Annotated in this window: 14 protein-coding genes; 6 read left to right on the top strand and 8 right to left on the bottom strand. The window is 66.2% G+C overall.

Features of this window, described 5'->3' with window-relative positions:
* Positions 1 to 12 precede the first annotated feature (12 nt).
* The 3 genes from motA to flhD form a co-directional block, all read right to left on the bottom strand.
* A complete protein-coding gene (gene motA / locus JYG37_RS03160) occupies positions 13 to 873 on the bottom strand; it encodes a flagellar motor stator protein MotA (RefSeq protein ID WP_050015994.1) in 861 nt (286 codons plus the stop codon).
* 168 nt (positions 874 to 1,041) lie between these two features.
* Positions 1,042 to 1,596 (bottom strand): flagellar transcriptional regulator FlhC, encoded by a 555-nt coding sequence (flhC, locus tag JYG37_RS03155; RefSeq protein ID WP_050015993.1) that lies wholly within the window; start codon positions 1,594 to 1,596, stop codon positions 1,042 to 1,044.
* A gap of 92 nt (positions 1,597 to 1,688) precedes the next feature.
* On the bottom strand, positions 1,689 to 2,009 hold the full coding sequence (flhD, locus tag JYG37_RS03150; protein WP_011350590.1) for a flagellar transcriptional regulator FlhD: 321 nt from the start codon (positions 2,007 to 2,009) through the stop codon (positions 1,689 to 1,691).
* Between the two features lie 666 nt (positions 2,010 to 2,675).
* Here flhD and JYG37_RS03145 point away from each other — a divergent pair.
* Complete coding sequence (locus JYG37_RS03145; RefSeq protein WP_050015987.1) at positions 2,676 to 3,740, top strand: glycosyltransferase family 4 protein; 1,065 nt, start codon at positions 2,676 to 2,678, stop codon at positions 3,738 to 3,740.
* Positions 3,741 to 3,842: 102 nt separating this feature from the next.
* On the opposite strand, the gene JYG37_RS03140 is transcribed toward JYG37_RS03145, so the two are convergent.
* Positions 3,843 to 4,139, bottom strand: coding sequence for an H-NS histone family protein (locus tag JYG37_RS03140; protein ID WP_006489320.1), 297 nt, complete (start codon positions 4,137 to 4,139; stop codon positions 3,843 to 3,845).
* A gap of 299 nt (positions 4,140 to 4,438) precedes the next feature.
* Between JYG37_RS03140 and aqpZ the strand changes: the two genes are divergently transcribed.
* The gene (gene aqpZ / locus JYG37_RS03135; RefSeq protein WP_050015977.1) at positions 4,439 to 5,179 is read left to right on the top strand and encodes an aquaporin Z; all 741 of its coding nucleotides are present in this window, start codon (positions 4,439 to 4,441) and stop codon (positions 5,177 to 5,179) included.
* Positions 5,180 to 5,310: 131 nt separating this feature from the next.
* Here aqpZ and JYG37_RS03130 read toward each other — a convergent pair whose 3' ends face one another.
* Positions 5,311 to 6,135, bottom strand: coding sequence for a Cof-type HAD-IIB family hydrolase (locus tag JYG37_RS03130; protein ID WP_050015975.1), 825 nt, complete (start codon positions 6,133 to 6,135; stop codon positions 5,311 to 5,313).
* Positions 6,136 to 6,271: 136 nt separating this feature from the next.
* On the bottom strand, positions 6,272 to 7,153 hold the full coding sequence (locus tag JYG37_RS03125) for a glucosamine kinase nucleotide-binding domain-containing protein (protein ID WP_124556824.1): 882 nt from the start codon (positions 7,151 to 7,153) through the stop codon (positions 6,272 to 6,274).
* 142 nt (positions 7,154 to 7,295) lie between these two features.
* On the opposite strand from JYG37_RS03125, the gene JYG37_RS03120 reads away from it, so the two are divergent.
* Positions 7,296 to 7,898 (top strand): DNA-3-methyladenine glycosylase I, encoded by a 603-nt coding sequence (locus tag JYG37_RS03120; RefSeq protein WP_124595638.1) that lies wholly within the window; start codon positions 7,296 to 7,298, stop codon positions 7,896 to 7,898.
* Between the two features lie 81 nt (positions 7,899 to 7,979).
* Here JYG37_RS03120 and JYG37_RS03115 read toward each other — a convergent pair whose 3' ends face one another.
* The gene (locus JYG37_RS03115) at positions 7,980 to 9,221 is read right to left on the bottom strand and encodes a PepSY-associated TM helix domain-containing protein (RefSeq protein WP_050015969.1); all 1,242 of its coding nucleotides are present in this window, start codon (positions 9,219 to 9,221) and stop codon (positions 7,980 to 7,982) included.
* Positions 9,222 to 9,607: 386 nt separating this feature from the next.
* Complete coding sequence (gene rpsU / locus JYG37_RS03110) at positions 9,608 to 9,820, bottom strand: 30S ribosomal protein S21 (RefSeq protein ID WP_006401410.1); 213 nt, start codon at positions 9,818 to 9,820, stop codon at positions 9,608 to 9,610.
* A 521-nt stretch (positions 9,821 to 10,341) separates the two neighbouring features.
* On the opposite strand from rpsU, the gene JYG37_RS03105 reads away from it, so the two are divergent.
* The 3 genes from JYG37_RS03105 (at position 10,342) to JYG37_RS03095 (ending at position 13,097) form a co-directional block, all read left to right on the top strand.
* Positions 10,342 to 11,160: a flagellin domain-containing protein gene (locus JYG37_RS03105; protein ID WP_027783219.1), complete on the top strand. Its 819-nt coding sequence runs from the start codon at positions 10,342 to 10,344 to the stop codon at positions 11,158 to 11,160.
* A 193-nt stretch (positions 11,161 to 11,353) separates the two neighbouring features.
* On the top strand, positions 11,354 to 12,769 hold the full coding sequence (fliD, locus tag JYG37_RS03100; protein ID WP_089488043.1) for a flagellar filament capping protein FliD: 1,416 nt from the start codon (positions 11,354 to 11,356) through the stop codon (positions 12,767 to 12,769).
* 31 nt (positions 12,770 to 12,800) lie between these two features.
* Positions 12,801 to 13,097 (top strand): flagellar protein FliT, encoded by a 297-nt coding sequence (locus tag JYG37_RS03095; protein WP_050015963.1) that lies wholly within the window; start codon positions 12,801 to 12,803, stop codon positions 13,095 to 13,097.
* Positions 13,098 to 13,154 lie beyond the last annotated feature (57 nt).

Here is a 13,154-nt window from a genome sequence, read left to right as displayed (position 1 = left end):
GTTCGCTCCGCCTCACTTGGCCTTCACGCGGCGCACGTGCTCTTCGAGCTCGGAGAACGACGGACGCTCGGTCGAGAACAGCACCTTGCGGCCGAACTCGACCGCGATCGCCGGCGCATAGCCGTTCAGCGTCGCGAGGATCGTCACCTTGATGCACTGGAACATCTTGGTCGACTCGGCCACCCGCTGCTCCGCGAGGCTCGCGAGCGGCCCGATCAGCCCGTACGACAGCAGGATCCCGAGGAACGTGCCGACCAGCGCCTGCGCGATCATCGCGCCGAGCACCGCGGGCGGCTTGTCGGCCGACGCCATCGTGTGCACGACGCCCATCACGGCCGCGACGATCCCGAACGCCGGCATCGCGTCGCCGACGCGCATCAGCGCGTGCGCGGGGCCTTCGCCTTCCGTGTGGTGCGTCTCGATCTCCTCGTCCATCAGGCTTTCGATCTCGAACGCGTTCATGTTGCCGCCCACCATCAGGCGCAGGTAGTCGGTCAGGAATTCGACGATGTGGTGATCGGCGAGGATCTTCGGGTATTGCGTGAAGATCGGGCTCTTTTCCGGATCGTCGATGTCGGCCTCGAGCGTCAGCGTGCCCTCCTTGCGTGCCTTCGCGAGCAGCACGTAAAGAAGCGCCATCAGCTCCATATACACGTCCTTCGTGTATTTCGAGCCCTTGAAGAGCGTCGGCAGCACGCGCAGCGTGGCCTTGATGGTCTTGCCGCCGTTGCCGAGGATGAACGCGCCGACGCCGGCGCCCACGATCATCAGGATCTCGATGGGCTGGATCAGCGCGCCCAGATGCCCGCCTGCCAGCGCATAACCGCCGAAGACGGACAACAGCGTCACGAGTGTTCCCACGATAATCAGCACTGCCTGTCCCTCACGAAAGACCGGCGGGAAGACCGCCGTTAAACAGGTTTACGGCAGTCGGCAGGAAAACTTTCGCGGCCGCCCGGCGGCAGCCCGACGGTGTTTACCAGCAATGCGTGGACGATTCGCGCGGCGCGCGGACGTCGCTCGCGGCCCGCCCGGCCGAGCTCAGGCCACGGCGGCGGCCAGTTCGGCGCGCGCGGCAGCGGCCTTGCGGGTCTTGCCGGCGCGCGACGGCGGCTGGCACAGGCCGCACACGAAACCTTGATGCGGATCATGCGCATGGGCGACGAAGTGGCCGCCGCAGCGCGTGCACGGCGTCATCTGCAGCATCCCCGAATCGAAGAAGCGCACCAGCGTCCACGCCCGCGTGAGGCTCAGCGCGGCCTCGTCGCCGGACAGGTTCACGTGCTCCAGATACAGCCGGTACGCCTTCACGATCGACTGGATCGGGTCGCAGCGGCCGTGGTCCTGCATGAACCGATACATGTTGTAGAACAGCGACGAGTGGATGTTCGGCTGCCACGTCATGAACCAGTCGGTCGAGAACGGCAGCATCCCCTTCGGCGGCGATACGCCCTTCAGTTCCTTGTACAGCTTGATCAGACGGTCCCGCGACAGGCTCGTCTCCGCCTCCAGCAACTGCAGCCGGGCGCCCAGTTCGATGAGTTCGATGGCGAGGGTGATTTCCTTCACCTCGATCACGACGCTTTTGCTTGCCATGGTGATAACCGTCCGCTTGACGTTATGCGAATGAATGGCCAATACGCTGCCGGCCGGCGCGGCACGCCGGGACACACGCAAGGCGGGATGGATCAGCGGACGCCTTCGACCTGCTGCCCGGCCATCAGGATGGCCGAGTGGGCGTGCGCGACGACATCGCTGCGGCCCTTGTCGGCGAGCGACGACAGCAGCGCGTGATCATCGAAGCGGAAGCGGCACAGCATCTGGTTCGACGCGGCCAGCTTCACGGTCTGGGCGAGCGTGAGGTTGGCGAGCACGTCGGCGAGTTCCTGGGAAATGCCCATGCGAAACATGCCCATCGCCTTGTCTTCCCGCAGCAGTCGCTGCGCGAGGAGGAGGTACGACAGGTTGACCTCTTTGATCTCACTGAGCATTTCACTGGTAGCGCTCATGATTCCCCCGTTAAAAAGCTGTGCTTTGGCCATTCATGTTATGAAAACGTTTGCTCGATCAGCGCGCACTGGGCGCTCAGTCGGCTCGTTTATAGTCTTACAGGGCGAATTTTGGCCAAACGGGATTTATGTCGGTATCAGCGAAGTGGCGTATGCCATGCAGGATTTGTCTGTAAACCGTGTAGGAATTTTTCCGACAAGGCGAATTGAAAGGAGCCATCGGGAAAACGGGTTGCAACGCGGATTCGGTTGCGAAAGGGTCCGATCGCCGTCGCGCCGGTGGCGTAAGGCTTGCCGGCAGGGCGCCGGCAATCGGATCGGTAAAAATTATAGTGGTTTTTCACGATAGCGCAACAATAGTTATGGCTATCGCGATTCGCGATTCCGTGCCCTTTTTGTCGGGGTTTTCGCGTATTTCATCGTGTAACAAGCCTTAAGTGTTTGAAAAAACACTCGAACCCCTCAGGGCGATATCGATAATGGACTCCAATGGGCGGCGGCGCGAGCCGTGCCGGCCCGCCCCGCAGCTTGCCGTCCGGCGCTCCGCGCACCCCGCCCAGGGCCCGGCCACGTATCGCGAACCGCGTGCGTCGGCAAGTTCCGCAACCTTGTAAGGGATCCGCATCGGCGCCGTCGCGCGCTCGGATCGACACAGGAGAAACCCCCATGCGAATTGCCCAGATCGCGCCGCTTTACGAAGCCGTTCCGCCGAAACTCTACGGCGGCACCGAGCGAGTCGTGTCCTACCTCACCGAGGCGCTCGTCGAACTCGGCCACGACGTGACGCTGTTCGCCAGCGGCGACTCCGTCACGTCGGCCCGTCTCGAGGCGGCGTGGCCGCGCGCGCTGCGGCTCGACCCGTCGGTCCGCGATTCGATGGCGCCCCACATGCGGCTCCTCGAGCAGGTCGCGCGGGTCGCGCACGAATTCGACGTGCTGCACTTTCACCTCGACTACCTGCCGTTCCCGCTGATGTCGCGCCTCGACACGCCCTACGTGACGACGCTGCACGGCCGTCTCGACCTGCCGGAGCTGCAGCCGGTGTTCGACGCGTTCCCGGATTCGCCGGTCGTGTCGATCTCGAACAACCAGCGCAAGCCGCTGCCGCAGGCCGCGTGGGCCGGCACCGTGTACCACGGGCTGCCCGACACGCTGCTCACGCCGCAGCCGGACGTGAAGCCCGAATACCTCGCGTTCCTCGGCCGGATCTGTCCCGAAAAGCGTGTCGACACCGCGATCCGGATCGCCGCGCAAAGCGGGCTGCCGTTGAAGATCGCCGCGAAGGTCGACAAGGCCGACGCCGACTACTTCAAGGAAGTGATCGAGCCGCTGCTCGGCCAGGCGCATGTCGAATTCATCGGCGAGATCAACGAAGCGCAAAAGCCCGCGTTCCTGTCCGGCGCGAAGGCGCTGCTGTTCCCGATCGACTGGCCGGAGCCGTTCGGCCTGGTGATGATCGAGGCGATGGCCTGCGGCACGCCGGTCGTCGCGTTCAACCGCGGCTCGGTGCCGGAAGTGATCGAGGACGGCGTGACCGGCTTCATCGTCGAGGACGTGCAGGGCGCGGTGGGCGCGCTGCACCGGATCGACAGCCTGTCGCGCACCGCGATCCGCGCGCGTTTCGACACGCGCTTCAGCTCGAAGGCGATGGCGCAGCGCTACGTCGAGACCTACGAATCGCTTTGCGCGGCCACCAAGCAACCGGCATTGCGCCGGGTCGCGGGCGCCTGACACGGAAATCCGCGCGGAAATCGGCGGGAAATCCGCGCGGAAATCGGCGCGCAAAAACAAAGAGCCGCATCGTCGATGCGGCTCTTTCCATTTGGCTTTCCGTCACTCGATCAGGAAACGATCGCGGTTTTTGCCGACGATCCAATTCGGCGGCTTGCCGCGCCCGCTCCAGGTTGCACCCGACTTCGGATCGCGGTATTTCGGCGGCAGCGGCGCCTTCTTCGGCGGACGCCCGCGCCGCGCTCGCTCCGCGAAGCCCAGATCCTGGGCCGTCAGCCCATATTCGGCAATCATGCGCTGGACATCGGCGATCACCGCCGCCACTTCCTGGCGCCGCACGTCGTCCGCCTGGGCTTGCAGATCGGCGATCTGCGCCTTGAGTTTCGCGTATTGAGACATTTTTCGACTCCCCTTTTCGATGATGCGGCCCCGGCGAATCCAGCCGGGACACCAACATCCGTTACGTCATCCGCACTGCCGCCCTGCCCTTCGAAATTAATGCTGCCATCTTTAACCGAATCGCCTATATCGAGAATGCGGACTTATTCTAATAAAAGGCATTCGCCAGCCATTCAAATTTAACAATCGTTTACCCTCCCGGGCCCGATTCATTTCCTATAATCCAGACCAATTCCCGGTAGCGCAATAAATCCGTTGCGTCGCCCCGGGTCTTCAACCCACCTGGACGAGGTCCTTACATGAATCTTTCTCAGCGTCTCGCTGCAGAGGTATTCGGCACGTTCTGGCTGGTGCTCGGCGGGTGCGGAAGCGCCGTGCTGGCCGCCGCCTTTCCGGGCCTCGGCATCGGCTTTGCCGGCGTCGCACTCGCCTTCGGCCTGACCGTGCTGACGATGGCATTCGCAATCGGCCACATCTCGGGTTGCCACCTGAATCCGGCGGTCAGCGTCGGCCTGACGGTCGCCGGCCGCTTCCCGGCACGCGATCTCGCGCCGTACATCGTCGCGCAGGTCGTCGGCGCGACGCTCGGCGCGTTCGTGCTGTACCTGATCGCAACCGGCAAGCCGGGTTTCGACGTGGTCGGCAGCGGCTTTGCGACGAACGGCTTCGGCGATCGCTCGCCCGGCCACTACTCGCTCGCCGCGGCGTTCATCTGCGAGGTCGTGATGACGGGCTTCTTCCTGTTCGTGATCCTCGGCGCGACCGACAAGCGCGCGCCGGCCGGCTTCGCGCCGATCGCGATCGGGCTGTGCCTGACGCTGATTCACCTGATCTCGATTCCGGTCACCAACACGTCGGTGAACCCGGCGCGCTCGACCGGCCCGGCGCTGTTCGTCGGCGGCGACGCGATCGGCCAGCTCTGGCTGTTCTGGATCGCGCCGCTGATCGGCGCGGCGCTCGCCGGGATCATCTATCCGCTGGTCGCCGGGCGTGACGACGCCGTCGGCCTGCTGCCCGCATCCGCTCGCACAAGCGAATAAAACACTACGGGGTCAAGCGAGCAGAGCAGCGAGCCTCACGCTGTCGAAGAACACGAGGCAGGCAATTTCGACGGGCGCCCCTGGCGCCCGTTTTTCATTTCCGCGCACGGAAACGGCGCCGGGGCGGACGCTCAGGACGCGACGACGTCGTCTTCGAGCGAGAACAGCGTGCGCAGGTGGCGGGCGACGCCCGCGTCGAAGTTGTTGCCGATCCGCGGGATGTGCGGCAGCCGCGCCACCAGGTCGGGGTTCGCGTTGTTCATCATGAACGCGTGACCGGCGGTTTCGAGCAGGTCGATGTCGTTCATGTTGTCGCCGAACGCGATGCAGTGGCCGGTATCGATGCCGAGCCGCGCGAGCACCGTGCGCAGCGCGCGCCCCTTCGACACGTTCGCGGTCATCACTTCGAGGCAGTCGGGCAGCGAGTACGTGACGTACAGCTTATCGCCGAACTGCACGCGCATCTGCTCGGCGACGACCGCCAGATCGGCCGGTTCGCCGATATACAGCACCTTCGCGATATCCGCGCCGTCGTGCGCGGCCATGTCGGTCACGTCGTACCGGAAGCCCGAATCCTGGTGGAATTCGAGCAGGTGCGGCGCGTCGCGGTCGATCAGCCAGCCGTCGTTGGTGAACAGGTTGACGATCACGCGGCCGTGCGCGCCGACAACTTCCGGCTGCACGAGGCGGCGCACGATCGCTGCGTCGACGTCCTGCGCGTGGATCCTCGTGTCGTCCGGCGCATGCACGCGCGCGCCGTTCGACGTGATCAGGTACGGCCGGATGCCCAGCACGTCGCGAATGCCCGCGACGTCCGCATAGTGGCGCCCCGTGGCGATCACGAACTGCACGCCGTCGCGGTCGAGCCGGCGCACGGTGTCGATCGTGTACGGGTCCAGCTGGTGGTCGCTGTTCAGCAGCGTACCGTCGAGATCGGTGGCGATGACTTTGTACATGGGACGGGAGAGCGGCGCGCGCGGCACGGAGGAAGCGTCATTCTAACGTCGTGCCCGGCGGCGCGCCGGGCGGTTGCCGGCCACGCGCCGCCCGGGGTGCCGCTGCGGCGCGGCATCCACCCCGCTCGCGCTCCGCTCAGCCGCCCTCCGTCGCCCGCAACGCATGCAGCGCGAGCCGCAGCGCGCCATGCGCCGAATCGTCGAGCGGCGCGCGCAGCCGGGCGGCGTGCCGCGCCGGCACGGCCGGCGCGAGCGCGTCCGCCAGCCCGCCGCACAGCGCGACCGGCAGCGCCTGCCGAGGATCGAGCGCGTCGATCATCTTGCCGATCTCGTCGCCGGCCTGCGCGATCAGCGCGCTCGCGACCGGATGCGTGCGGTGCGCGAACACGATCGGCGCGAGACGCGCGTAGATCGTCTGATTCGCGTCGCACGACCACTGGACAAGCGCGTCGCGATCCTGCGCGCCCGTTTCCGCGAGCAGGGCCGTGGCGAACGCGTCGCGCGGCACGCGGCCGTCGAGCGCCTGTTGCGCATAGGCGAGCGCGCGCACGCCGAGCCACGCGCCGCTCGCCTCGTCGCCGGACGGAAAGCCGAAACCGCCCGCGATCCGGCACGCGCCGCCCGCATCGAGCGCCGCCGCGATGCTGCCGGTGCCGAGCGCGACGATGAGCCCCGGCGCGCCGCCATGCGCGCCGACGACAGTCGTATACGCGTCGCTCTCGATCGCGAGCGCGTCGAGCGGCGCCTGCGCGCGGAATGCGGCGAGCCACGCCGCGTTGTTGACGCCCGCGAGCCCGCAGCCAAGCGCGCACTGCGACCAGTCGAACGCGAGACCGGCGTGCGTGAACGCGTCCGCGCACGCCGCGCCGATCGACGCCCATGCGCGCTCGATGCCGAGACCGAGCCCCGACGGGCCGCCGCGCCCCTGCGCGAGCTCGCGCCCGTGCCGGTCGGCCAGCACCGCGCGCGTGCCCGTGCCGCCGCCGTCGATGCCGATCGCAAAAAGTAATGCCGCCATGCCTTCATCCCGCTGATTCGAACAGGCGCCAAGCTTAACCGGATCGGCGCCGCGCGCCCATCTGCCGTTCGGCCGGCTATCCCGCCAAAAGGGCTTCCGCTATGCTGGCGCGATCGAATCGATACTGAAAACGAGGCAGACGATGTCGCAGCGGTGCAACTGGGTGAAGACGGAAGCGGACGCTCACTACCACGATACCGAGTGGGGCGTGCCGTCGCACGACGATCGCCACCTGTTCGAAATGCTGATCCTGGAAGGCGCGCAGGCCGGGCTGTCGTGGTCGACGATCCTGAACAAGCGCGCGGGCTATCGCGAAGCGTTCGCCGATTTCGACGTCGATGCCGTCGCGCGCTTCACGCCCAAGCGCATCGAGAAATTGCTGGAGAACCCGGGCATCGTGCGCAACCGCGCGAAGGTCGAATCGGCGGTGACCAACGCGCGCGCGGTGCAGCGCATTCGCGAAGAGCATGGGTCGCTCGCCGCGTTCCTGTGGTCGTTCGTCGGCGACACGCCGATCCAGAATGCGTGGCAGTCGTACCGCGACGCGCCCGCATCGACCGAGCAGTCCGACGCGCTCAGCAAGGCGTTGAAGGCGTACGGCTGCAAGTTCGTCGGCTCGACGATCTGCTATGCGCTGATGCAGGCAACCGGCATGGTCAACGATCACGAAGCCGGCTGCCCGTGCCACGCGCAGTGCGCGGCGCTCGGCGGCAAGCAGCCGGCACGTCGGCGCAAGGCGAGCTGACAGCGCAGGCGCAAACGTGGCGCCGGCGCTGCCCCGCGGCGGGTGCGTGCTGCTTGCTGGTTGCCGCTTGCCGCCTAACCCTTACCGCGCAGCGCGCGACGACGACGTCGCCGGCACGACCGGCCGCGCGCTCCGCGCGGCCCGCGCGCGTGCGCTGCGCTTCTTCACCCAGATGCAGACGCCCGTCACGCTCAGCATCGCGATCACGATGCCGAGCACGCTCACGACCGCCCGTCCGGCGACCCCGGCGATCCGCCCCGAGTGCAGCGGAAACTGCGCCTGCATGAACAGGTCGCCGGCCGAACCGCGGCCCGGCACCTGCGCCGCGACGGGCTTGCCGGTCACCGCATTCCAGTACAGCCACGCATTGCCGAGCCCGACGTCGCCATGGTCGTTGCCCGGCGTGAAGAACCCGACCGCATAGGCATTCATCGCCGGCGCGAACAGCAGCGCGCCCGGCGGCGCGGCGAAACCCGCGTCGCGGCCGGCCGAGCGTGCGATCTCGACGATCCGTTCGCGCGGCAGCGCCTGGCTGCCCGGCCGGGCCGGCGGGAAATGTTCGGGATTCGTATACGGCGTTTCGGCGAGCGGCGAAACCAGCGACACCAGCGGGCGTACGACCGGAACGGCGAGGTTCATCGAGATCGACGTGACCGCGACGACGAGCAGCAGCCCCCACACCCACACGCCGCCCGAGCGGTGCAGGTCGAACACGAGCGGGTAGCCGCCGCGCCGCACGCGGAACGCGAACGACTTGCGCCAGCTTTTCAGGTTCGGAAACGCGAGCACGAGCGCGATCAGGCTGTCGATCGCCCACACGATGCCGACGACGCCCATCACCCAGAACCCGAAATTGATCCCGCCGTACACGGGCAGGAACAGCGAGTAGTGCAGCCGGTAGATGAACGGCATCAGGTCGAGCCGTGCGAGCGACAGTGCGCCCCATTCGCGGCGGCCCTGCACCGCGCCGGTCGCAGGATCGACGGCGATCTGGCTGAAACCGAGTGGGTACGGCCGGCCGGTCGCCGGATCGGTACGCGGCATCACGCCCGCCTGCAGCGTGTGTCCCGGTTCGACCGCGAGCGGCAGATAGGTCACCTGCACGCGCGGATCGGCGGCCTCGATGCGCGCCGCGAGTTCGAGCGGCGCAAGCGGCGCCGCGCCGCTGCGCGCGGTATAGAAATCCGGGTTCAGCGCCGCGTCGAGCTCATGGTCCCACGCAATCAGCGCGCCGGTGAGCCCCGCGACGAACAGGAACAGCGCGATGGCGAGCCCGAACCAGCGGTGCAGGCGCACGAGAAACGGTCGCAGGAACGCATTCATCGCGTGCGCAGCGAAAGTAAAGCGGGCCGGCACGCGCGGCGGCCCCGATTCGACGGGATGCAGTCCATTGGATGTCGGGCGCCGCGCGGCGATCGTCCGGCCCGATCAGGCGAGGCCGGATGCCGTTGTACGCGGCATGGAATTGTTGCGCGGTCGGCGGGTGTTGATACGATCCGCGACATTCTATACCAATGAGAATGATTCTTACTTGCGTTTTTACGCAAGCACGGGCACGTGTGCGGGAGCGCGACAGCCGGCTGCCGGACAGTCGGCGGAAACCGACCCACGGCAACGATCCCGAGGTTTCCCGGCCCGCAAAAGCAAAACGGCGGAGCGGCCTCTTTCGAGGCACACTCCGCCGTTTCGCGGCGAACCGTCAGATGCTCTTAGTGGAGCTTCTTCGGCAGCATCTGGCTGCGCAGGCGCTTGTGCAGGCGCTTGACGGCTGCTGCCTTCTTGCGCTTGCGGACTGCGGTCGGCTTTTCGTAAGACTGGCGCTCACGCAGTTCAGCGATCAGGCCATTTTTTTCGATAGCGCGACGAAAGCGGCGAATCGCCACTTCGAACGGCTCGTTTTCTTTCAGAAGAATCGTCGTCATGTCGTTCCTAAATTGCTTAAACGGTCAAAAACGTAGCGGCCAAGCGCCACGCACCGGCCATCCGAGCGTCCCCACAACAGGCGAAACGAGCGGAAATACGGCCTCGGAGGCCGGAAAAGAGAGGCGGAAAGCACCGCGAGTACGCTTCACAACCGCGTGCAGCGCCGCGTTTGACTGCCAGCAGACATGCCGAAACCGGCAAAGGCGTGACAGAAAATCTCAATTCAGCCCGCCATGATAGCAGGGAATCACAGACAAAACCACCCTTTTGTCGGTCGCGGGCAAACGTTCCGCCCAACCGCGCGATTCTCGCGCCACGGCCGCCACGCCGCCCGCCATGCCCCGTGCGCCTTCCCGGCGAAACCGATCCTTCGGTCCCGAATTTCCTCAAACATCCCGCTAAAGTTTTCGCCGGGTGCCGCCGTCAACCAGGAAAGGCGGGCAGCGCCAGACGCAAAAAAGCGCCACGCCGAAATCAGAACCTGTCTGTATCTCAGGCATTTTCCAAAACGAGGAAGCAAATGCTGAACATCAACACCAACATCCTTTCGCTGACGACGCAGACGAATCTGTCGGGCTCGCAAAGCGCACTGTCGCAAGCAATCAACCGCCTGTCGTCGGGCAAGCGCATCAACACCGCTGCTGACGATGCAGCAGGCCTGGCGATCTCGACGTCGCAAACGGCGGCAATCAATGCGCTGACGCAAGGTGTTGCAAACGCGAACAACGGCATCTCGATGATCCAGACCGCCAACGGCGCGCTGCAATCGACGGTCGACAACCTGCAGCGTATCCGTACGCTGGCGCAACAAGCGGGCGACGGCTCGCTGGATTCGAGCGCCCGCGCGAACCTGCAAGCTGAAGTGACGACGCGTCTCAGCGAAATCGACCGTGTCGCATCGCAAACGACGTTCAACAGCCAGACCATCCTGGGCGGCGCCGGCAGCGTCACGTTCCAGATCGGCGCAGCAGCGAACCAGGTCGTTACCGTCGACTTCGGCACGGCGAACTGGAACAGCACGGGCATGAGCGTGAACAGCCTGAGCGTCGCCACCCAGTCGGGCGCGCAATCGGCGATCACGGCGATCGACGCGGCACTGAAGCAAGTCAACACGTTCCAGGCAACGCTGGGCGCAGCACAGAACACGTTCCAGGCTGCGATCTCGACGACGCAAACCCAGGCAACCAACATGACCGCCGCTCGCTCGCAGATCACCGACGCGGACTTCGCGACGGAAACGGCGAACCTGAGCAAGGCGCAAGTGCTGCAGCAAGCTGGTATCTCGGTTCTGGCGCAAGCGAACTCGCTGCCGCAGCAAGTCCTGAAGCTCCTCGGCTAATCGAGCAGCACCCGCGGCGGGCCACGTGCCCGCCCGCCTCCGGGCACGGCGGCGTCGCCATGCGACGCATCGCGACGCCGCCGAAACCGCCCGGACCGGAATTCTCCAGGGAGGCACGCCTCCCTCTTTGCATTGAACCGCGGCGCCCCGCCGCATCGCGCACGTTGATTGCGCGGACGACCGGAGCAACGGCATGGCCACCACCCCCGTCAGCAGCACGGACATCAGCACCATCCTGGCGAATGCAGGTCAATCGATCATCAGCGGCGCGACAAATTCGACGCTCGACGTCAATACGCTCGTCACGACGCTGGTGAACGCGAAGACGGCCGGGCAATTGCAGGCCCTGCAGACCCGACAGACGAACGACAATACGCAGCTGTCCGCGATCGGCCAGCTGAAGGGCGCGCTGTCCGCGCTGCAGACCGCGCTCACCGGCCTCTCGGACGGCACCGCGCTCGGCAGCCTGGCCGCGACGGCGAGCGGCACGGGCATCGCGACGACGATCAAGAGCGGCAGCGGCGCGGTGGCCGGTTCGTATTCGGTCAATGTCACGCAGCTCGCGACCGCCAACAAACTGTCGTCGGCCGGCGTGACGTCGGCGGACACGATCGCGGCCGGCTCGCTGAGCATCACGTTCGGCAGCAATCCCGCGTTCAACGTCAACGTGGCGGCCGGCGCGTCGCTGTCCGACATCGCGTCGTCGATCAACTCCGCGTCCGGCAATGCCGGCGTCACCGCGTCGGTCATCACAGGTTCGGACGGCCAGCATCTCGTGATGCAGTCGAACGCCACCGGCGCGGCCAACACGATCTCGATCACGGGCACCGGCGTCAATTCGAAACTGACGTCGGGGTACACGACGGTCACGCCGGCCGCCGACGCGAAGCTGACGATCGACGGCACGCCGGTGTCGAGCGCGTCGAACAACGTGTCGGGCGCGCTGACGGGCGTCACGCTGGCGCTGTCGCAAGCCGCGGTCGGCACGACGCAAACCGTCACGCTGTCGCAGGACACGGCCGCGGCGACGACCGCGATCAACAATTTCGCGACCGCGTATACCAACTTCGTGAATACCGCGAAATCGCTGTCGAGCTACGACGCGACGGCGAAGACCGCCGGCCCGCTGCTCGGCGACGCGATGCTGAACACGATCAGGAGCACGCTCGCGACGACGCTCAGCAGCGGCGTCACGACGGGCGGCACGACCTATGCGCTCGGCAGCATCGGCATCAACGTGGACTCGACCGGCGCGATGTCGGTCGACACCGCCGCGCTGACCACCGCGCTCAAGTCGAACGGTTCCGCAGTGACGGCGATCTTCAACCAGACGAACGGCATCGCCCAGGCGCTCAATGCGAACATCAACTCGTACACGCAGACGTCCGGCCTGATCGACCAGCGCACCAACGCGATCAACGCCGATCTGAAGAGTGTGCAGGGTCAGGCGACGCAGCTGCAGAGCTACTCGGACCAGTTGACCAAGCAATACAATGCGCAGTTCACCGCGCTGAACACGCTGATGGCGACGATGGCGAACAACACCCGCTACCTGACCCAGCTGTTCGGCGGCCAGAACAGCGCCGGCGCGATGGCCAACAACAAGTAAGCGTTGGCCGCCCCCCCTTCGGAGCAGAACCATGACGAACGACACCCTGTCCCGCGCCTTCGACCTGACCCGTGCCATGCAGTCGGCGGCCGATGCGCGCGACTGGGTGCGCGTCGCGGCACTCGTCGACGAACGCTCGCCGCTGCTGATGAACCTGTCCGGCGAGCAGACCCCGGACGTGCTGGACCAGGTGCGGCAGATCATGGCGATCGACGCGTCGATCACCGAGCATGCGCAGACGGACCGAGACCGCCTGGCTGCGGAATTTGCACAGTCCCGGGAGCGGATCAAGGCCGCGAGCCAGTACCAGAAAGCCGGCATGCTGTGACCGGCCGGGCGTGTCGCCCGCCGCGCACGTCGAATTAAAAGACGCCGCCAGTCGAGC

Origin of the sequence: Burkholderia sp. LAS2 (assembly GCF_018417615.1) — a bacterium.
GTDB lineage: Bacteria > Pseudomonadota > Gammaproteobacteria > Burkholderiales > Burkholderiaceae > Burkholderia > Burkholderia sola.
This window is presented reverse-complemented; position numbering and strand designations above follow the sequence as displayed.